Below are 18,657 nucleotides of genomic sequence, written 5' to 3'. Positions count from 1 at the left end.
TCCGCCCACCCCAGGAGCTTCACATGACCGATGTCGTCGTCCGGAAATTCCTTCTCCGCATCGAGGAGATCTTTCACGAGGGCGGACCCGTTTCCGCCAATCCGCCGCGTCGCGGCACGATCATGGCGGTCATCAAGAACCCCTATGCCGGCCGTTATGTCGAAGACATCACCGGCCTGATGGAAGACCTGAAGCCGCTCGGTCTGCAGATGTCGAAGCGCCTGCTCGAAGCGCTGGGCGGCGATGCCTCCGCGATCGAGGGCTATGGCAAGGGCGCCATCGTCGGCGAGGGCGGCGAACTCGAGCACGGCGCTCTCTGGCACGTCCCCGGCGGCTACGCCATGCGCGAACTGCTCGGCGAAGCCAAGGCGATCGTCCCCTCGACCAAGAAGGTCGGCGGCGTCGGCGCGGCGATCGACATTCCGATCACCCATGTCAACGCCTCCTATGTCCGCAGCCATTTCGACGCGATCGAGGTCAACGTCCCCGACGCGCCGCGTGCCGACGAGATGGTCGTGATCCTCGCCATGACCACGGGCTCGCGCGTGCATGCACGCGTCGGCGGCCTGGCCGTGGCAGACATCAAGGGCGAGGACGGCCTGCGATGAGCCGCGTGATCCGCAAGATCGTCACGACGCTCGAGGAGACCCTGATCGAGGGCGATGTTGTTCTGCCGGCCCCGACCCGCAAGGTCTCGGCCGTGGCCGTCGTCTCGAACTCGGCCTCTGGCCACTATGTCGAGAATCTCGATGAGCTGATCGCGCTTGGCGAGGAACTGGGCGACCTGCTGCCGCGCCGCGCCGTAGCCCTGCTCGGTATCCCCGGCGATCAGGTCGAGAGCTTCGGCAAGGCGGTCATCGTCGGCGCCGAGGGCGAGTTCGAGCATGCCGCCGCCATCATGCACCCGAAGCTCGGCGCGCCCTTCCGCGCCGTGCTCGGCAAGGGCGACGCGCTGATCCCGTCGGCCAAGAAGCGTGCCAAGATCGGCGCCGTCATCGACGTGCCGCTCGGTCACAAGGACCATGCGCGCGTGCGCAGCCATTTCGATGCGATGGAGATCCGCATTCCGGATGCGCCGCGCGCCAACGAGATGGTCGTCGCGATCGCGATCACCGATTCCGGCCGGCCGCTCGCCCGTGTCGGCGGCCTGCGCAAGGAAGACATCGGCCAGTAGGCTGGTCTGGCATAGCCTCCATGGTCAGGGGTCGCTGCGCGAGCAGCGGCCCTTTTTTGTTGTGCGGGAGCTTGGGGCGGATGTTGCCCGCAGACCCTCGCCCGCTTGCGGGAGAGGGTTGGGTGAGGGGCTTGCCTTGATGCTCACCGAGCCGTTCGCCTCACGCCTTGGCGGCGATCTCCGCCCGGATTTCGTCGCCATGCTCGTCGAGGCGCGGCGAGCGCTTCGACAGCGCCAGCTCGCCGCCCGACATGGTGATCGGCGTGCGCACGCCGGGAATGCCGTCGACATTGATCCGCATGCCGCGCGCCAGCACCTGCGCGTCGGTGAAGACGTCCTCCAGCGTGTTGATCGGTCCGGCCGGCACATGCGCCACCGCGAGCTTCGCCAGCAGCGCGTCGCGCGGCCACTTTGCCAGCTCGGCGCCGATCGCCTCGGTCAGCGCGACGCGGTTGGCGACGCGGCTCGCATTGGTGAGAAAGCGCGCATCCGTCGCCAGTTCAGGCCGGCCGATCACCTCGGCGAAGCGGGCGAACTGGCCGTCATTGCCGACGGCGAGGATCAGGTGGCCGTCGGCGACCGCGAAGGTCTGGTAGGGCGCGATGTTGGGGTGCGCATTGCCGAGGCGGCGCGGCGGCTTGCCGGTGGCGAGGAAATTCATCGCCTGGTTGGCGAGCACGCCCACCGAGGTGTCGAGCAGCGCCATGTCGATGTGCTGGCCGAGCCCGGTGCGCTCGCGCTGCGCCAGCGCCGCCTGGATGGCGATGACGCTGTAGAGGCCGGTGAAGATGTCGGAAAACGCCACGCCGATCTTCTGCGGCTCACCTTTGGGGTCGCCGGTCAGGTCCATGATCCCTGCCATGCCCTGAATGAGAAAGTCGTAGCCGGCCCGCTCTCGATAGGGGCCGGTCTGGCCAAAGCCGGTGATCGAGCAATAGACGAGGCGGGGATTGATCGTCTTCAGGCTCTCATAGTCGAGCCCGTATTTGACGAGGCCGCCGACCTTGAAGTTCTCGATCACGACATCGGCGTCGCGGATCAGCGCCCGCACCATTTCGACGCCTTCCGGCGTGCGGAAATCGGCGGCGATCGAACGCTTTCCCCGGTTGCAGGCGTGGAAATAGGCCGCTGATTTCTCGCCGCCATCCTCGATGAAGGGCGGGCCCCAGGTGCGCGTGTCGTCGCCCTCGGGGCTTTCGACCTTGATCACGTCGGCGCCGAGATCGGCCAGCGTCTGGCCGGCCCAGGGGCCGGCCAGGATGCGCGCCAGCTCGATGACTTTCAGTCCCTCGAGCGGCTGCATCAGAAGAAGGCCTGGATGCCGGTCTGGGCGCGGCCGAGAATCAGCGCGTGCACGTCGTGCGTGCCCTCATAGGTGTTGACCGTCTCAAGGTTCTGGGCGTGGCGCATGACGTGATATTCGATCTGGATGCCGTTGCCGCCATGCATGTCGCGGGCCTGGCGGGCGATGTCGAGCGCCTTGCCGCAATTGTTGCGCTTGACCAGCGAGACCATCTCGGGCGCCGCCTGGCCTTCGTCGAACAGCCGGCCGACGCGCAGCGACGCCTGCAGCCCGAGCGCGATCTCGGTCTGCATGTCGGCAAGCTTCTTCTGGAAAAGCTGCATGCCGGCAAGCGGCTTGCCGAACTGCTTGCGGTCGAGGCCGTACTGGCGGGCGCGGAACCAGCAATCCTCGGCGGCGCCAAGCACGCCCCAGGAAATGCCGTAGCGGGCGCGGTTCAGGCAGCCGAACGGCCCCTTCAGCCCGGCGACGTTCGGCAACAGCGCGTCTTCCGGCACTTCGACGTTGCTCATGACGATCTCGCCGGTGATCGAGGCGCGCAGCGAAAGCTTGCCGCCGATCTTCGGCGCCGAAAGGCCCTTCATGCCCTTTTCGAGGATGAAGCCGCGGATGGCGCCGTCATGCGCCTCGGACTTCGCCCAGACGACGAAGACGTCGGCGATCGGCGAGTTGGAGATCCACGTCTTGGCGCCGTTGAGGACATAGCCGCCCTCGGTCTTCTTCGCCGTCGTGATCATGCCGGCCGGATCGGAGCCGGCGTCGGGCTCGGTCAGGCCGAAGCAGCCGATCCATTCGCCGGTCGCGAGCCTCGGCAGGTACTTCTGCCGCTGTGCCTCGCTGCCATAGGCGTAGATCGGGTACATCACCAGCGACGACTGCACGCTCATCATCGAGCGATAGCCCGAATCGATGCGCTCGACCTCGCGCGCCACCAGGCCGTAGGCGACATAGGAAGCGCCGACGCCGCCATATTCGGCCGGCACGGTGACGCCGAGCAGGCCGGTCTCGCCCATCTCGCGGAAGATCTCGGGATCGGTCCGTTCGTCGAGATAGGCCTTTTCGACGCGCGGCAGCAGGCGATCGGCGGCGAAGGCCTTGGCCGTGTCGCGGATCATCCGCTCTTCGTCCGTCAGTTGCGCTTCGAAATGAAACGGGTCGTCCCAGACGAAGCGCGACAGAGCGGGCTGGTCCTTCGGCTTCAGGGTCGGCTTCTGTTCGGACATGGTTCTCACCTCTGGCGGTTTGGCGGACGGCGCGCGGCCTGCGGCAGGGCGCGCCTCCGGAAGGATCGCCGTGAAACTAGCAAATCCCTGCGCGCCGCGATAACAAGCCTTTCCGTGAAGTTGATGAGCGTGGCTCATAGGAGTTCGGGAGGAAATCCATGCGCGAAGGCTATATCCCGACGATTTCCGAGCTGCAGGCCTTCTCCGCCTGCGCGCGGCTCGGCACGACGACGCGCGCGGCGCAGGCGCTGAACCTGACCCAGAGCGCCGTCAGCCGCTCGGTCGGGACGCTGGAGGAGCGGCTCGGCGTGCGGCTTTTCCTGCGCGTGAAGCAGCGGCTGATCCTTTCCGACGCCGGCCGCGCGCTCAACCGCGAATCGGACCGCCTGCTTGACGAGTTGCGCCAGGCGGCGATGACGGTGATGGCGTTCGGCGGCCATGCCGACGTGCTGCGTCTCGCCGTGCTGCCGACCTTCGGCTCGACCTGGCTGGTGCCGCGGCTCGCCGCCTATCGGGCGATCGCGCCGGATCTCACCTTCGACATTTCGGCGCGGCTGGAGGCGGTGGATTTCGAGGCGGACGGCTTCGATGCCGCGATCCAGCGCGGCGACCATCGCCCCGGCGGCGCCCATGCCGACGTGCTGATGCCGGAAGAACTGGTGGTGCTCGCGGCGCCGGCGCTGCTCGGCGGCCGGCGTGTGCTGCCGGACGAGGAACTCTCGCGCATGCCGCTGCTGCAGCAATCGACCCGGCCGACGCTCTGGCTCGACTGGTTCCGGGACGCCGGCCTCGACAGCCGCACCATCCTGCGCGGCGCCCGCTTCCAGCATTTCGACATGGTCGTGCATGCGGCGGTCGCCGGTCTCGGCGTCGCGCTGGTTCCCGAGGTGGTGGCGCGGACGGCGCTGGCGGCGGGCGACCTGGTGCTGGCGTCCGAGCGGCGGCTGACCGGCGACCAGCCCTATACGCTGATCTATCCGCACCGCAGCCAGCAGAGGGAAGGCTTCATGCGCTTCCGCGACTGGCTGCTGCGGCAGGTCGATCGGTAGGCGGTCAGTCCTCGCTGATCCGCTGCAGGAGTTCCAGCAGCAGGGCCTGTTCGGCGGCGGAAAGTGGCGCCAGCAGCCGGTTGCCGGCCTCGTTGCTCTTGGCGAGCCGGTCGAGCGTGTAGTCGACGCCCTTGTTCGTCAGCGTGATGATCACCATCCGCTGGTCGGTGCTCGACGTGCCCCTCGTCACCAGCCCGAGCTTGCGCAATTTGCGCACGACGAGGCTGATCGTCGAGGGATCCATCGCCGTCAGGCGGCCGAGATGGTTCTGCGAGACCTCGCCATGGCGCAGGATGGTGGCCAGCGCCGCGAACTGGGTCGGCGTCAGATCCTCGCCCGCCATGACCTGCTGGAAGCAGGTCGTGGCGCGCTGATGGACCTTGCGGATGATATGGGCCGGGTGGTGGTCGAGATCGTAGCCGGTTTCCGCGATCCGTTCCGCGATCTCCGACCGGCTGTAGCTCTTGCCTGCGGCGGGCTCGTCGCCGCCCACGCCGTCCTGGCTCGTTTCTTCAATCAAAAGGTGTAGCCCCTTGCCGCGCTGTCGTTAAGACAAGCCTTAAACCTGACGCAGCGCAAGGCCGTCCTTCAGCGAAGCAACCACGTCGGCTGCGTTAGTCACAATACCGAAATGGGTGGCGATGTCGTAGAGCGAACTCTCCTGTTCGCGCGGGCCGGTTGCGGCGCAGCAATCCTGCGGAACGACGACGTCGTAGCCGATGAAGAAGGCGTCGTGGACCGTCGAGCGGACGCAGATGTTGGTGACCACGCCGAACACCACGACCTGGGTGATCTGCATGTCCTTCAGCGTCATGTCGAGGTCGGTCTGGAAGAAGGCCGAATAGCGGCGCTTGATGATGTGGATCTCGTCGTCGCGGGCGCCCAGATCCTCGATGATCTCCGTGCCCCAGGTGCCCTCGACGCAATGCGGGGTGCGCTTCACCCATTCGCGGTCGCGGCGCATGTTGGCGCGGTGGACGTCATGCACCCAGAAGACCGGGGCGCCGACGGCGCGGGCGGCCTCGATCACTTCGAGCTGCTGCGGCACCAGAGTCTCGTAGCCCGGCAGCACCATCGCGCCGCCCGGCTTGCAGAATTCGTTGATCATGTCGACGACGATGACCGCCGTGCGCGCCGGGTCGAGCGTCAGCGTCTCGCCATGGCGATGATCCGAGAAAACGTCAGCACTCATATGATCCTCCATGTCGGCAACGCGGTGTCGTCCGCCTCCTGGCGGCGGTCCATCACGCCCTCAATGCTCCAAACTTTATTTGGCTAGTAAGTATATTAGCAGCGCGATGTCAACCGGATCAAGCGAGGTGCCCGCCTGCCCCAAATTTGATCTACGTGACTGATTTCGATGCAGTTTTTGAAAATGAGTAGCGCCCTTCAAGGTGCATTGACAAAGGCCCGGATTCGATCTGATTATTGTATGACTATCAATGAATGGAGGGGTCGAGGGGACCGTTCTCGTCATTGATCGGAGGGACTTCCATGCTCATTCGCAAGCTAACCGTTTCGCGCCTGATGCTAGCCAGCGCCATGACCGTCCTGGCAGCCATGTCTCCGTCGATGGCCAGCGCCGAGGGGATCACCCTCAAGGTGTTCGGCGGCTCGGCGCTCAACAAGCTGGCCCCGCGCCAGACGCCCGACGTCCAGAAAGCCATTCAGGACAAGGTGATCGCCGGCTTCCTGGCCGAGCATCCCGAGGTCAAGGCGGTCGAGTGGGACGCCCAGGGCCCGCAGGCCAATGACGTGCAGCGCCTGATGACGGCGCGCCTTGCCAATCAGGAAATGGACCTGATCGCCTGCTCGGCCTTCTACACCAACGGCGCCTATGTCCGCCGTGGCCTGGTTCGTCCGATCACCAAGGAAATCGAGGCGTTTTCCGCCAATCTCGACCAGCCGGCGATCGGCGCCTTCACGGTGCGCGGCGAAGTCTACGCTGTTCCGATCACGACGATGTCGACCTCGACCATCTTCTACAACAAGAAGCTGTTCGCCGATCTCGGCATTCCGGTCCCGCCGACCTATGAGGACCTGAAGGCCGCGGCGCCGAAGCTTGCCGCCGCCGGCGTCATTCCGCTGCTGCACCAGGGCTCGAACACGCCGATGTGGCCGATGTGGTACTTCGAGACCTTCGCCCAGTCCTCGGGCGACCCGATCGGCCGCACCACGGCGATCCTCGACGGCAAGGCCAAGTTCAACGATCCCGACGGCGTGGCCGCCTTCGCGCTGCTGAAGCAGTGGGTCGATGACGGCATCCTCTCGAAGGACTCCCTCGCCGTCGACCAGGACGGCATGCGCTCGGCCTTCGCCAGCGGCAAGAGCGCCATGTATTACGGCGGCACCTGGGAAGTTCCCTCGCTCCAGGAGAGCGTGAAGGACTTCGAATGGGGCGTGTTCGCCTTCCCGAAGATGCCAGGCACCCCGGGCGAGCCGAAGCATGGCGGCGGCGCCGACAACGGCATGTGCATGTCGGCGACGATCGCGCCGGAGAAGGTCGACGCTGCCGTCGCCTTCATGGGCTACCTGACCAAGCCGGAGGTTGCGACGCTCTATCTCGAGCCCGAGCAGCCGCTCGCGACCTCGGTCAAGGGCGTGCCGGTCGTCGAGGACGCCTATGCCAAGGACCTGCGCGCCAGCGCCTTCCCGAACACGGTCAAGTTCCTCGACTGGGTCTGGCCGGCGGAAATCGCGACGGCCGTCTCGTCGTCGATCGCCGGCGTCGTCGGCGGCCAGCTGACGCCGCAGCAGGCGGCCGACGCCGTGCAGGCCGTCTATGACGACCTCGTTGCCCAGGGCAACTGGCCGCCGCAGGACTAAGTCCGCCCCACGCAGCAGAGAGCCCCGGTTTCGGCTTGAAGCCGGGGCTTTCGCAGGTTGACCGGCGCTTTCGCGCCGGCGTGGCCGCGGCTTTCGCACGGGCCGTTGCCGGAACGGATCATCGACAAGGACGAGACCATGACCCCCCTGAGCTCGAAGCCGCAGCGCTTCTCCATCGGCTACCACCTCAACAGCTGGGACCTCGAGGGCCTGCCGCTGCAGCCGGCCCTGAAGTTCCTGGCCGAGCAGGGCTTCGGCTGGTTCGAGATCCTGGCGTTCACCAGCCTTTCCGACCAGTTCGCCCGCAAGTACATGCAGCTCGGGCACCAGGCGCCGATGGGCGTCACCACCGACACCGACATCCTGCGCCGCTACGCGATCCTGTCGAAGGCGCAGAGCGAGCTCGGCATTCGCCTGTCGTCGCTCTACGTCAATGCGGTGTTCACCAATCCGGTCGCCTGGGAATATGAGCGCGACGTGCTGCTGTCGCTCGCCCGCCTGCTCAAGGGCTTCGGCTCGCCCGTGCTGGTGCTGGGCGGCGGACCGTCGGTCGCTTCCGGCAATGCGCATGAGGCGCAGGACTACCGCGATTTCGCCCGCTCGCTCGAGGACATCGGCCGTCGCACCAAGGATCTCGGCATCGATACGGTCTATCATCCGCATCTCGACACCTTCGTCGAGAACCGCGAGCAGCTCGACCGCCTGATGGACGTGCTCGACACCTCCGTCGCCGGCCTCTGCATCGACCCGGCCCATTTGGCGCAGACCTATTCCGACCCGGTCGACGCGGTGAAGACCTACATCTCCGCCGTTCGTTACATGCATCTGAAGGACACCAAGGTCGATCCGTCCCTGAAGGGTTATGATCGCTACGCCGCCTTCTGCGAGCTCGGCGCCGGCGTCGTCGACCTGAAGGGCCTCGTCAAGGTGCTGCTCGACGCGGAATATGCCGGCCTCGCCATCGTCGAGCTCGACGCGTCGCAGAAGACGGCCGAGCAGAGCACGCTCGAGAGCATCGACTATCTGAAGAACACGCTCGGCCTCGTGCTGACCCCCGGCGGCGCGGCGTAGCGATGGCGAACCTGTCGGCAATTTCTGGTGAGAGCGTGCGGGTCGTCCCGCGCGCTTCCCTGGCGAGGCGCCTGGGCCGCAGCGATGGCTTTGTCGCGGCGATGATGATCTTGCCGGCAGCCATCCTTTTCGCGCTGTTTTTCCTCTGGCCGTTTTTCAACGGCCTTTGGCTCAGCTTCCATCGCTGGGACGGCTTTTCGCCGCCGCGCTTCATCGGGGCGGCGAATTATCTGCGACTGACCAAGGACGCCATCTTCCTCGGCGCGCTGAAGAACAGCTTCATCTTCGTGATCCTGAGCCTGCTGCTGAAGAACGGGCTCGGCCTCGCGCTGGCGCTGCTGCTGAACCGGGTCACCTTCGCGCGCGCCTTCATCCGCGCCTCGGTCTTCGTGCCGGTGACGATCTCCTTCGTCGCCGCGGGCCTGCTCTGGTCGTGGATCTACAATCCCGTCTTCGGCCTGCTCAATGCCGGGCTCGATCTCGTCGGCCTCGCCTCGCTGAAGCGCAGCTGGCTCGGCGACGCGAACACGGCGCTCTATGCCGTCATCGCCGTCGACGTCTGGAAGTGGCTCGGCTTCCACGCCGTCATCTATCTCGCCGGCCTGCAAACGATCCCGTCCGAGCTCTACGAGGCGGCGCGGGTCGACGGCGCCAGCGCCTGGCGCCGCTTCTGGCACATCACGCTGCCGCTTATGGTGCCGGTGGTCTTCATCAATTCCATCCTGAGCCTCTCCGGCGCCTTCGTCCGCAATTTCGATATCGTGCATGTCCTCACCCAGGGCGGACCCAACCACGCCACCGAGGTGGTGATCACGGCCATGGTCAAGGCGGCTTTCAACGAGAGCCAGATGGGCTATGCCGCCGCCATGGGCTACGCGCTGTTCGTCCTCGTCGGCGGGCTCTGTGCGGCGCTCGTCTACTGGCTCGGTCGCACGAGGTTCAAGGTCTGATGGCTACGTCCCCCGCCCACGCCGCGCAACCGGTCGCGCCGCTCTCCTTCGCGCAGGTGCTCGAGCGGCTCGGCATCTCTGCCGCGCTGGTGATCGTGCTGTTCCAGACGCTCTATCCGCTGCTCTGGGTGCTGTTCGGTTCGTTGAAGACCAAGTCCGAGCTGATCAACAATGTCTGGGGGCCGCCCTCCAGCCTGGTCTTCGACAACTACATCCAGGCCTGGAAGATGGCCGACATGGGGACGCGCATCTTCAACAGCGTCACTGTGACGGTGCTGTCGCTGGCGATCCTCCTCGTTGTCGTGACGCCCTGCAGCTATGCGCTGGCGCGGCTGCGCTTCCCCGGCCGCAACCTGATCACCGGCCTCGTCGTCGGCTCGATGCTGGTGCCGCCGCAGGTGCTGGCGATCCCGCTCTTCATGGTGGCGCGCGACCTCGGCATCATCAACTCGACCATCGGCATCTGCTTCATCTACGCCGCGTCGATCATGCCGCTGTCGATCTTCATCATGCGCAGCTTCTTCATGTCGCTGCCGTTCGATCTCGAGGACGCCGCCCGCGTCGACGGGGCAGGGCGGGTGACGATCCTGTTCAGGATCATGCTGCCGCTGGCGCGTCCGGGCATGGCGCTGATCATCATCTTCGGCTTCATCGAGGTCTGGAACGACTTCTTCCTGGCTTTCCTGCTGCTCAGGCAGCCGGACGTACAGACCATCCCGCTCGGGCTGGTCAACTTCTTCCAGCAGTACGACTCCCTGTGGAATCTCTATTTCGCAGCGTTGATGATCACCACCCTGCCGGTGATCGCCCTGTTCGTGCTCATGCAGCGGCAGTTTATTGCCGGCCTGACCGCCGGCGCAGTGAAGGCCTGAGAATGACAAAGCGCAAGATCGGTGTCGGCGTTGTCGGCTGCGGCGAGATCGCCCAGCTCATGCATCTGCCGATCATCAAGGAACTGCCGGAGCTGGAGATCGCGGCGCTCTGCGATCTTTCCCGCCAGGTCGTCGACAGTCTCGGCGACGCCTATGGCGTGGCCGGCCGCTACACCGACCATCGCGACCTGATCAACGATCCGGCCGTCGACGTCGTCGTGATCTGCACCTACGACCACGGTCCGATCATCGAGGACGTGATCGCCGCCGGAAAGCACTTCACCGTCGAGAAGCCGCTCGCCTTCACGGCCGAGGAAGCCGCGCCGCTCATCGAGAAGGCGAAGGCCAGGGGCGTCATCGGCCTGGTTGGCTACATGAAGCTCCATGATCCCGGCTATGTGCTCGGCATCGAGCGGATGGCCTCGATCGAGGCGCTGAAGCAGATCCACGTCCATAATTTCGCCGGCCGCTTCGACCGCTACCAGGACCTCTACACACAGGTTCGCGGCACCGATGTCGATCCGGCCAGCCTCGCCGCCGGTCGCGAAGCCGCCGACGCCCGCATCGAGGCCTCGCTCGGCGCCGATCATGCCGGCTACAAGAATCTCTATCTGATGCTCCTGATGCTCGGCAGCCATAACCTCGCCGTGCTGCGCGGCGCCTTTGGCGTCGCCGAGAGCGTCGAATATGCCAAGGCGATCGATCCCAACCACATCTTCGCGCTCTTGAATTTCGCCAATGGCGTCCCCTGTGTGTTCGAGGTTTCGTTCGGCGCGCAGTATGAGTGGTGGGACGAATGGATCGCCGCCTATGGCAAGCATGACGAAGTCCGCGTCGACTTCCAGAACCCCTATGTCCGCAACACGGCCGCGACCGTCACCATCCGCGAACCGCGCGGCAACGGCCCGTCCGAGGTGGTTATCCCCGGCAAGCCGGACACCGCGTTCCGCCAGCAGTGGCTGCACTTCATCGATTGCCTGCATAGTGGTGCGGCGCCGCGCACCAGCCTGGAGGGCGGCCTCGAGGACCTGAAGCTGGCGCAGGCGATCATCCGGGCGCTGCCGGCCTGCCCGAAAGAGGTGAAGTGATGCGGATTGTCATCACCGGCTCCAGCGGCCTGCTCGGCCGGCATGTCGCGGCGGCCGCGGTCGCCGCCGGCCATGACGTGCTGGGCATCGACACCGTGCCGCCGCCGGGCGAGGGCGGCTGGCGCCACGTCACCGCCGACCTGACCGATCTCGGCGTGGCGCTGCAACTCGTGCGTGACGCCGACGCCGTCTTCCACATCGCCGCCATCCCGCGCCCGACGGGGCGCGCCGCGGCCGAAGTGTTCCAGACCAACATGGCGCTGGCCTACAACGTCATCGAGGCGGCAGTCCTTTCGGGCGCGCGCCGCTTCGTCTACGCCTCGTCCTTCAGCATTTTCGGCTATCCGTTCTTCACCACCTGGCCGGAGCAGCAATACTTGCCGATCGACGATGCCCACCCCGTCGGCCCGCAGGACGCCTATGGCCTGTCGAAGTGGCTCGGCGAGGAGATGGTGCAGGCGGCGGTGCGCCGCGACGCCTTCACCGCCGTCAGCCTGCGCATGCCCTGGGTGCAGACGCCGGAGAGTTTCGCCGGCCAGATCGGGCCGCGCCGCGCCTCGGGCGATGCTGGCCGGGACCTCTGGTCCTATATCGACGCGCGCGACGCGGCGGCCGCTTTCCTGCTGGCGCTCGAAGCGCCGGTCGAGGGCCATGCCCGCGTCATGATCAGCGCCGCCGACAGCTACATGGACGAGCCGACGGCGGAACTAGCCGAGCGCGCCTTCCCGAACGTGAAGCGCAATCCGATGCCGGGCTTCGCCAGCACCTTCGACCTCGACAATGCGCGGAAGACGTTGGGCTATGAGCCCCGCCATTCCTGGCGCGACTATCCGAAAGCATGATTGGAGACCGTCAATGACGCGGTTCGTGGACAAGATCGTTGTGGTGACGGGCGGCGCGGGCGCCATCGGACAGGCGGCCGTGCGCCGCTTCCTCGCCGAGGGCGCGGCGGGCGTCGCCATCCTCGATCAGGACGGCGGACGCGCCGAGGCGCTGGTGGCCGAACTCGGCGACAAGGCGTTCGCGGTCGCCGCCGACGTCACGGAGCCGGCGGCCGTCGACCAGGCGCTTGCCGCCGTCGTCGCCCGTTTCGGCCGCATCGACGTGCTGTTCAACAATGCCGGCATCTCCGGCACGCCAGCGCCGGTCTATGACCTGCCGCTGGAGGAATGGGACCGGGTGATCCGGATCAACCTGCGCGGCATCTTCATCGTCCAGCAGGCCGTCGTCCGCATCATGATCGCGCAGAAGCAGGGCGGCGCCATCGTCAACATGGGCTCGTCCATGGCGGGCTGGGACGTGCTGCCGGGCGGCTCGCCCTATACGGCCAGCAAGCACGCCGTCGTCGGCCTGACCAAGGTCGCGGCGCTCGACTGCGCCGCCTATGGCATCCGCATCAATGCGATCTGCCCGGGCGTGATCCAGACGACGCTGGGCGTCCCGGCGGCCGACCAGGCGGCCTTCGAGGCGAGCACCAAGCGCTTCTCCGACCGCATCCCGCTGCGCCGCATCGGCCAGCCGGAGGACGTCGCGGCGGCGGTCGCCTTCCTCGCCAGCGACGACGCCCGTCATGTCACCGGCGTCGACTGGTTGATCGATGGCGGCCAGACGCTGCTGAGCTGGGCCAATGCCCCGGACGCCTATGCGTTCCCGCGCCTGATCTAGGCGCCGGCGTCACGCCTTTGGCGTGGCTTCGGGACGGACAAGAAAAAGGGGGCGACGCCGGTCTGGCGTCGCCCCTTTCGTTTGGGCGGTGCCGAGGCCTGGGGCCTCAGGCGGGTTCCTGGCGGGCGGCCGGCGCCGGTGCGGCCGGGGGCGTCGTCGTCGCCTCCGCTTTCTTGTCCTTGCCGCCACCGATCAGCCGGTAGAACAGCGGGATGAAGAAGGTGGCGATGAAGGTCGCCGCCAGCATGCCGCCGATGACGCCGGTGCCGATCGAATGGCGGCTGGCGGAGCCGGCGCCCGTCGAGATCGCCAGCGGCACCACGCCGAGGATGAAGGCCAGCGACGTCATGATGATCGGGCGGAAGCGCAGGCGCGCCGCCTCGAGCGCGGCGTCGAAGGCGCTCATGCCCTCCTCGCGCTTGATCACGGCGAACTCGACGATCAGGATCGCGTTCTTCGCCGCCAGACCGATCAGGGTGACCAGACCGATCTGGAAGTAGACGTCGTTGCTGAGCCCGCGCAGCCAGATGGCGAGGAACGCACCGAACAGCGCGAACGGCACCGCCAGGATGACGGCGAGCGGCAGCGACCAGCGCTCATACTGGGCGGCGAGGATCAGGAACACCATGATGATGCCGAAGATCAGCGCCTGCTGGCCGGTGCCGCCGGTGGCGATTTCCTGGTAGGCGGAGCCCGTCCAGGCGACGGTGTAGTTCGGCGGCAGCGCTTCCGCCGCCACTTCGCGGATGGCTGCCAGCGCCTGGCCGGACGAGTAGCCCGGTGCAGGATTGCCCATCACCTTGGCGGCGGGGAAGTTGTTGAAGCGCTCCAGCAGGTCCGGTCCGATCGTCCGTTCGACATGCACGAGCGCGTCGAGCGGGATCATGCTGCCGCCGTCGGCGCGGACGAAGACCTGGCGCAGGTCCTCCGGCTTCTCGCGGAAGTTCGCCTCCGACTGCAGCTTGACCTGGAAATTGCGGCCATAGAGCGTGAAGTCGTTGACGTACAGGCTGCCGAAGGTCGCCTGCATGGTGGCGAAGATCGAGGTCAACGGCACGCCGAGGGCCTTGGCCTTCTCGCGGTCGACATTGATCTTGTACTGCGGGACGTTGGTCGCAAGCGTCGTGCGGACGCCGGCGAGCTCCGGACGCTTGGCGGCGGCCTCGACCAGCGCCTGGGTCGTCGCCAGCAATTGCGGGGTTCCGGCGCCGGCGCGGTCCTGCACGTACAGCTCGAAGCCGCCCGTCGTGCTCAGGCCCTGGATCGGCGGCGGGTTGAAGGCGAGAACCATGCCGTCCTGGATACCGGCGTTCATGCCCATCACCTGGCCGGGCATGGCGCGCGCGTCGAGATCCGGGGTCTTCCGCTCTTCCCAGTCCTTCAGCTTGACGAAGGCGGCGCCGGCGCTTGGCGACTGCGAGCCCGCGAGCAGGTCGAAGCCGGAGAAGGCGAGCACGCTCTGCACGGCCGGGTGCTTCGACACATTGTCGTTCACGGTCGACATGACGTCGGCGGTGCGCGACAGGGCCGCGGCCGGCGGCAGGATGCCGACCGTCAGGATGACGCCCTGATCTTCTTCCGGCACGAGCGCGCCGGGGATCTTCATGGCGAGATAGCCCATGGCGCCGATCATGACGGCGAACAGCGTCACGCCGAGCAGGGCCCGCTTCAGGAAGAAGCGCACGCCGGCCGTATAGCCGCGCGTCAGCCGGTCGAAGAAGCGGTTGAACAGGCGGAACGGCAGGATCGGCTCGTGATGGCCCGGCTTCAGCAGCAGGGCGCAGAGCGCCGGCGTCAGCGTCAGGGCGACGATGCCGGAGAGGGTAACGGAGACGGCGATGGTGATCGCGAACTGGCGATACATTTCGCCCGCCAGGCCGCCCATGAACGCCACCGGCACGAACACCGAGACGAGCACCAGCACGATGGCGATGACGGGACCCGTCACTTCGCCCATCGCCTTGATGGTAGCCTCGCGCGGCGGCAGCTTTTCCGTCGTCATGATGCGCTCGACGTTCTCGAGCACGACGATGGCGTCGTCGACGACGATGCCGATCGCGAGCACGAGGCCGAACAGCGTCAGCAGGTTGATCGAGAAGCCGAGCAGATACATGCCCGCGAAGGTGCCAAGGATGGACACCGGCACGGCGATCAGCGGAATCAGCGTCGCCCGCCAGTTCTGCAGGAAGACGAAGACGACCACCACCACGAGGATCAGCGCCTCGATGAAGGTCTTGATCACCTCGTCGATCGAGGCCTGCACGAACAGGGTCGTGTCATAGGGGATCCTGTAGCTGACGCCTTCCGGCATCCGCGTCTGGATCTCGTCCAGCTTGGCCTTGACCGCCTCGATCGTGTTGAGCGCGTTGGCGCCCGGCTGCAGGTAGATGCCGATCGGCACGGTCGGCTGGCCGTCCAGGATGGCCTTGAAGCCATAGTCCTGGGCGCCGAGGTCGATGCGCGCGACGTCGCGCAGCCGCAGCGTCGAGCCGTTCGAATCCGAGCGCAGGATGATGTTGCCGAAGGCCTCGGGGTCGGGCAGGCGGCCATCGGTGGTGACGGCGTAGGAATAGGTCAGCTGGCCCGCGGTCGGCGGATCGCCGACGCGGCCGGCGGCGTATTGCTGGTTCTGCTCGCGGACGGCGGTGGCGACGTCGTCGGTCGTCAGGCCGAACTGCGCCAGCTTGTCCGGGCGCAGCCAGATGCGCATGGCGTAGTTTTCGCGGCTGAACAGGTTCGCCTCGCCGACGCCCGGCGTGCGCTTCAGCTCGTCGATGACGTTGAGCAGCGCGTAGTTGGCCAGGTAGACGGAGTCGTATTGCGGGTTGTTCGAGGTCAGCGCGATGACCGCGAGGATCGAGCTCGACTGCTTGTTGACCGTGACGCCGAGCCGCTGCACTTCCGACGGCAGCGCCGAGAGGGCGCGCTGCACGCGGTTGTTGACGTTGATCGTCGCCTGGTCGGCGTCGGTCCCGGTGGCGAAGGTCACGATCAGCCGCATCGAGCCGGAGCCCGAGTTGATCGACTGCATGTAGAGCATGTCCTCGACGCCGTTGATCTGCTCTTCGAGTGGCGCCGCGACCGTCTGTGTCAGCACGTCGGCGCTGGCGCCGGGATAGGTGGCGTTGACGACCACCTGCGGCGGCGTCAGTTCCGGATACTGGGCGATCGGCAGCGCGCGCATGGCGAGGATGCCCGCCAGCACGATGACGATCGAGATGACGGCCGCGAAGACGGGCCGGTCGACGAAGAAGCGGTTCATCAGTTCGCCTGCGCTGTCTGGACGATCGTCTTGGCGGCCGCGACCGGCGCCCCCGGACGGACCTTGATGACGCCGGAGGTGACGACCTGGTCACCGGACTTGAGGCCGGCGGTCACGACCCAGCCGCCCTCGACCGACTGGCCGAGCGTCACCGGCGCCATGGCGGCGACGCCCTTGTCGTCCACGGTGTAGACGAACTTGCCCTGCGGCCCCTGCAGCACGGCAATTTCGGGGATGACGATCGCCTGCGGCAGCGACATGCCGCTGATGGTCACGCGCACGAACTGGCCGGGGATCAGGCGGAAGTCCGGATTGGCGAACACGGCGCGCGAGCGGATCGTGCCGGTCTGCGTGTCGATGCTGGCCGAGGTGAAGTCGATCTCGCCGGTCTTCTCGTAGGCGGAGCCGTCGCCGAAGGTGATGCTGGCGATCAGCTTGTTGCCGGCGGTCGGATGCTTGTGCGCCTCGGCGATCTCGCGGATCTCGGCGGCATTCGCATCGGTGAAGGAGAAGTTCACATAGACCGGGTCGAGCTGGGTGATCGTCGTCAGCAGGCTGTCGGTGCTGCCGACGCCGATCAGGCTGCCTTCCGGCACGACGTCGAGGCTGGTGACGCCGTCGATCGGCGCGCGCACCGTCGCATAGTCGAGATTGATCTGGGCGGCCTTCAGCTGCGCCCTGGCCGCGGCGACGGATGCCTCGGCGAGCTCGACCGCCGAAAGGGCGTCGTCGCGGGTCTTCTGCGAGCCAACCTGGCGGCTGAACAGCTCGACGGCGCGGACCTTGTCGCGGTTCGCCTGGGCCAGCTGCGCCTCGGCGGTCTGCAACTGCGCCTCGGCCTTGGCGACCTCTGCCTCATAGGTCTTGGGATCGACGCGGAACAGCACGTCGCCGGCCTTCACCCGCGCGCCCTCGACATAGGCCCGCTCCATCAGGATGCCGCCGACCTGGGCGCGCACCTGGACTTCGCGAAACGCCGAGACGCGGCCGGCATAGCTGTAGCTGATCGGCACTTCGCGCGCGTTGAGCGTGGTGAGCTCGACGCTAGGCGGCGGCGGGGCGGCCGGCGCCTGTGCCATGGCCGTCGCGGGTAGCGCCAGGAGGCTGGCGCCGAGGAAGAGCGTTGATAGGGTTTGGCGGGCGAAGGAGGCCAAGCGCATGGTTTTGCACCGCAAATATGGGATGTCTGGATCTATTGCAGTACAGCATATATACCTGCATCGCTGTATGTAAAGGAAGCTTGCTAAGTGAGGCGAACAAAATCTCAGTCTGAGGAAACTCGGCAACGCATCCTGGATGCTGCGGAAACCGTGTTCATCGAGATCGGCGTCGCGGGTGCCTCGCTGGAGCGGATTGCGGCGGAAGCCGGCGTGACGCGCGGCGCGATCTACTGGCATTTCGCCAACAAGCAGGAGCTCCTGACCGCGATTTTCGCCCGCGCATACGACCAGCATGTCAATGAGCTGGCGCGGACTTTCGAGCACGCCTCCGACCCGCTGCGGGCGGTTCTCGACTGGGCGCTCAGCGTGATTGAGCTGTTCGGCACTGACGAGCACACGCGCACCGTCTACAGGATCACCGTCACGCGCTGCGAATATCTAAGCGAGATGCAGGAGGCCTATACCCTGCAGCGCTCCATGCACGACACCATGGTCGAGAATTTCCGTCTCGCCTTCGAGCGGGCCTCCGAGGCCGGCCAGCTGGCGCCAGGATGGACGGCGACGACGGCATCGACGACGCTGCACTGCTTCATGTCGGGCCTGCTCGACAACTGGCTCCGCTTTGATTTCGACGCCGAGGTAGCCAAGACCCTGCGGATGGCGCTGGAGAGCCTGGTGGAAAGCTTCCGCCGCGATGCCGCCTGTCCGCAGCAGGTGGCGCTTTCAAAGGCGCGCGGATGATCCACCAGGGTGGGCTCAGCCGATGAAGAGCCTGCCGATCGCCCACCAGATCAGGATGCTGGCGGCGATGATGCCGGCATAGACGAGCGCGCGCGTCACCACCCGGAGCATGACCCGCCAGCCGGGCTGAAGCGCGTCGCGCTCCTTTGCCTCGGCGGCGTTTCTCGGATGGTCGGGGATCTGGCTGCTCATCGGTGACGGCTTCCCGTGACGGGCAGCGGCGATTCGCGGCACGCTTCCGTAGAGGTAGACGAGAGATCCGCTTCGCGAAAG

Annotated in this window: 18 protein-coding genes; 11 read left to right on the top strand and 7 right to left on the bottom strand. The window is 66.5% G+C overall.

Translation table 11 applies throughout. The features are described 5' to 3' along the window. The first annotated feature begins 23 nt into the window (after positions 1-23). Positions 24-608 (top strand): amino acid synthesis family protein, encoded by a 585-nt coding sequence (locus tag WFK98_RS25225; RefSeq protein WP_336802229.1) that lies wholly within the window; start codon positions 24-26, stop codon positions 606-608. Then, positions 605-1,174 (top strand): amino acid synthesis family protein, encoded by a 570-nt coding sequence (locus WFK98_RS25220; RefSeq protein WP_266337051.1) that lies wholly within the window; start codon positions 605-607, stop codon positions 1,172-1,174. Before WFK98_RS25225 ends, WFK98_RS25220 begins: the two co-directional genes overlap by 4 nt. 160 nt (positions 1,175-1,334) lie before the next feature. Here the strand turns inward: WFK98_RS25220 and WFK98_RS25215 are convergent, their stop codons facing one another. Then, the gene (locus tag WFK98_RS25215) at positions 1,335-2,477 is read right to left on the bottom strand and encodes a CaiB/BaiF CoA transferase family protein (RefSeq protein WP_266337052.1); all 1,143 of its coding nucleotides are present in this window, start codon (positions 2,475-2,477) and stop codon (positions 1,335-1,337) included. Then, the gene (locus tag WFK98_RS25210) at positions 2,477-3,655 is read right to left on the bottom strand and encodes an acyl-CoA dehydrogenase (RefSeq protein ID WP_336802303.1); all 1,179 of its coding nucleotides are present in this window, start codon (positions 3,653-3,655) and stop codon (positions 2,477-2,479) included. Before WFK98_RS25210 ends, WFK98_RS25215 begins: the two co-directional genes overlap by 1 nt. Before the next feature lie 203 nt (positions 3,656-3,858). Here WFK98_RS25210 and WFK98_RS25205 point away from each other — a divergent pair, with 203 nt between their 5' ends. Continuing rightward, on the top strand, positions 3,859-4,749 hold the full coding sequence (locus WFK98_RS25205; RefSeq protein ID WP_266337053.1) for a LysR substrate-binding domain-containing protein: 891 nt from the start codon (positions 3,859-3,861) through the stop codon (positions 4,747-4,749). 4 nt (positions 4,750-4,753) lie between these two features. Here WFK98_RS25205 and WFK98_RS25200 read toward each other — a convergent pair whose 3' ends face one another. Further along, positions 4,754-5,269 (bottom strand): MarR family winged helix-turn-helix transcriptional regulator, encoded by a 516-nt coding sequence (locus WFK98_RS25200; protein WP_277614103.1) that lies wholly within the window; start codon positions 5,267-5,269, stop codon positions 4,754-4,756. A gap of 39 nt (positions 5,270-5,308) precedes the next feature. Further along, the gene (locus tag WFK98_RS25195; protein ID WP_266337054.1) at positions 5,309-5,941 is read right to left on the bottom strand and encodes a cysteine hydrolase family protein; all 633 of its coding nucleotides are present in this window, start codon (positions 5,939-5,941) and stop codon (positions 5,309-5,311) included. Between the two features lie 302 nt (positions 5,942-6,243). Here WFK98_RS25195 and WFK98_RS25190 point away from each other — a divergent pair, with 302 nt between their 5' ends. The 7 genes from WFK98_RS25190 (at position 6,244) to WFK98_RS25160 (ending at position 13,221) form a co-directional block, all read left to right on the top strand. Further along, positions 6,244-7,575, top strand: a complete 1,332-nt coding sequence (locus WFK98_RS25190; protein ID WP_266337055.1) for an extracellular solute-binding protein — start codon at positions 6,244-6,246, stop codon at positions 7,573-7,575. Between the two features lie 138 nt (positions 7,576-7,713). Then, positions 7,714-8,646, top strand: coding sequence for a sugar phosphate isomerase/epimerase family protein (locus WFK98_RS25185; RefSeq protein WP_336802228.1), 933 nt, complete (start codon positions 7,714-7,716; stop codon positions 8,644-8,646). A 104-nt stretch (positions 8,647-8,750) separates the two neighbouring features. Continuing rightward, positions 8,751-9,596, top strand: coding sequence for a carbohydrate ABC transporter permease (locus WFK98_RS25180; RefSeq protein ID WP_442907479.1), 846 nt, complete (start codon positions 8,751-8,753; stop codon positions 9,594-9,596). Beyond that, positions 9,596-10,468 carry a carbohydrate ABC transporter permease gene (locus WFK98_RS25175; RefSeq protein ID WP_336802226.1) on the top strand — a complete coding sequence of 291 codons (873 nt, stop codon included), beginning with the start codon at positions 9,596-9,598 and terminating at the stop codon, positions 10,466-10,468. The genes WFK98_RS25180 and WFK98_RS25175 overlap by 1 nt, the downstream gene beginning before the upstream one ends. A gap of 2 nt (positions 10,469-10,470) precedes the next feature. Beyond that, positions 10,471-11,556, top strand: coding sequence for a Gfo/Idh/MocA family protein (locus WFK98_RS25170; protein WP_336802225.1), 1,086 nt, complete (start codon positions 10,471-10,473; stop codon positions 11,554-11,556). After that, a complete protein-coding gene (locus WFK98_RS25165) occupies positions 11,556-12,398 on the top strand; it encodes an NAD-dependent epimerase/dehydratase family protein (protein ID WP_336802224.1) in 843 nt (280 codons plus the stop codon). The genes WFK98_RS25170 and WFK98_RS25165 overlap by 1 nt, the downstream gene beginning before the upstream one ends. Positions 12,399-12,411: 13 nt before the next feature. After that, positions 12,412-13,221, top strand: a complete 810-nt coding sequence (locus WFK98_RS25160; RefSeq protein ID WP_336802223.1) for an SDR family NAD(P)-dependent oxidoreductase — start codon at positions 12,412-12,414, stop codon at positions 13,219-13,221. Positions 13,222-13,327: 106 nt separating this feature from the next. Here WFK98_RS25160 and WFK98_RS25155 read toward each other — a convergent pair whose 3' ends face one another. Both WFK98_RS25155 and WFK98_RS25150 read right to left on the bottom strand, forming a co-directional pair. Continuing rightward, on the bottom strand, positions 13,328-16,483 hold the full coding sequence (locus WFK98_RS25155; protein ID WP_336802222.1) for an efflux RND transporter permease subunit: 3,156 nt from the start codon (positions 16,481-16,483) through the stop codon (positions 13,328-13,330). Next, complete coding sequence (locus tag WFK98_RS25150) at positions 16,483-17,562, bottom strand: efflux RND transporter periplasmic adaptor subunit (protein WP_336802221.1); 1,080 nt, start codon at positions 17,560-17,562, stop codon at positions 16,483-16,485. Before WFK98_RS25150 ends, WFK98_RS25155 begins: the two co-directional genes overlap by 1 nt. 168 nt (positions 17,563-17,730) lie before the next feature. On the opposite strand from WFK98_RS25150, the gene WFK98_RS25145 reads away from it, so the two are divergent. After that, positions 17,731-18,384: a TetR family transcriptional regulator gene (locus WFK98_RS25145; protein WP_336802220.1), complete on the top strand. Its 654-nt coding sequence runs from the start codon at positions 17,731-17,733 to the stop codon at positions 18,382-18,384. A 15-nt stretch (positions 18,385-18,399) separates the two neighbouring features. On the opposite strand, the gene WFK98_RS25140 is transcribed toward WFK98_RS25145, so the two are convergent. After that, complete coding sequence (locus WFK98_RS25140; RefSeq protein ID WP_266337064.1) at positions 18,400-18,576, bottom strand: hypothetical protein; 177 nt, start codon at positions 18,574-18,576, stop codon at positions 18,400-18,402. Between the last annotated feature and the right edge of the window lie 81 nt (positions 18,577-18,657).

This window comes from Kaistia sp. MMO-174 (genome assembly GCF_037147815.1).
GTDB lineage: Bacteria > Pseudomonadota > Alphaproteobacteria > Rhizobiales > Kaistiaceae > Kaistia > Kaistia nematophila.
Note: the sequence above shows the minus strand (reverse complement) of the source record. Positions and strands in the feature narration are given on the sequence as shown.

Bases quoted from the DNA above. Each gene is read 5' to 3' on its own strand.
- WFK98_RS25225 (WP_336802229.1), top strand. From the start codon at position 24: ATGACCGATGTCGTCGTCCGGAAATTCCTTCTCCGCATCGAGGAGATC.
- WFK98_RS25220 (WP_266337051.1), top strand. From the start codon at position 605: ATGAGCCGCGTGATCCGCAAGATCGTCACGACGCTCGAGGAGACCCTG.
- WFK98_RS25215 (WP_266337052.1), bottom strand. From the start codon at position 2,477: ATGCAGCCGCTCGAGGGACTGAAAGTCATCGAGCTGGCGCGCATCCTG.
- WFK98_RS25205 (WP_266337053.1), top strand. From the start codon at position 3,859: ATGCGCGAAGGCTATATCCCGACGATTTCCGAGCTGCAGGCCTTCTCC.
- WFK98_RS25195 (WP_266337054.1), bottom strand. From the start codon at position 5,941: ATGAGTGCTGACGTTTTCTCGGATCATCGCCATGGCGAGACGCTGACG.
- WFK98_RS25190 (WP_266337055.1), top strand. From the start codon at position 6,244: ATGCTCATTCGCAAGCTAACCGTTTCGCGCCTGATGCTAGCCAGCGCC.
- WFK98_RS25185 (WP_336802228.1), top strand. From the start codon at position 7,714: ATGACCCCCCTGAGCTCGAAGCCGCAGCGCTTCTCCATCGGCTACCAC.
- WFK98_RS25180 (WP_442907479.1), top strand. From the start codon at position 8,751: ATGATCTTGCCGGCAGCCATCCTTTTCGCGCTGTTTTTCCTCTGGCCG.
- WFK98_RS25175 (WP_336802226.1), top strand. From the start codon at position 9,596: ATGGCTACGTCCCCCGCCCACGCCGCGCAACCGGTCGCGCCGCTCTCC.
- WFK98_RS25170 (WP_336802225.1), top strand. From the start codon at position 10,471: ATGACAAAGCGCAAGATCGGTGTCGGCGTTGTCGGCTGCGGCGAGATC.
- WFK98_RS25165 (WP_336802224.1), top strand. From the start codon at position 11,556: ATGCGGATTGTCATCACCGGCTCCAGCGGCCTGCTCGGCCGGCATGTC.
- WFK98_RS25160 (WP_336802223.1), top strand. From the start codon at position 12,412: ATGACGCGGTTCGTGGACAAGATCGTTGTGGTGACGGGCGGCGCGGGC.
- WFK98_RS25155 (WP_336802222.1), bottom strand. From the start codon at position 16,483: ATGAACCGCTTCTTCGTCGACCGGCCCGTCTTCGCGGCCGTCATCTCG.
- WFK98_RS25150 (WP_336802221.1), bottom strand. From the start codon at position 17,562: ATGGCACAGGCGCCGGCCGCCCCGCCGCCGCCTAGCGTCGAGCTCACC.
- WFK98_RS25140 (WP_266337064.1), bottom strand. From the start codon at position 18,576: ATGAGCAGCCAGATCCCCGACCATCCGAGAAACGCCGCCGAGGCAAAG.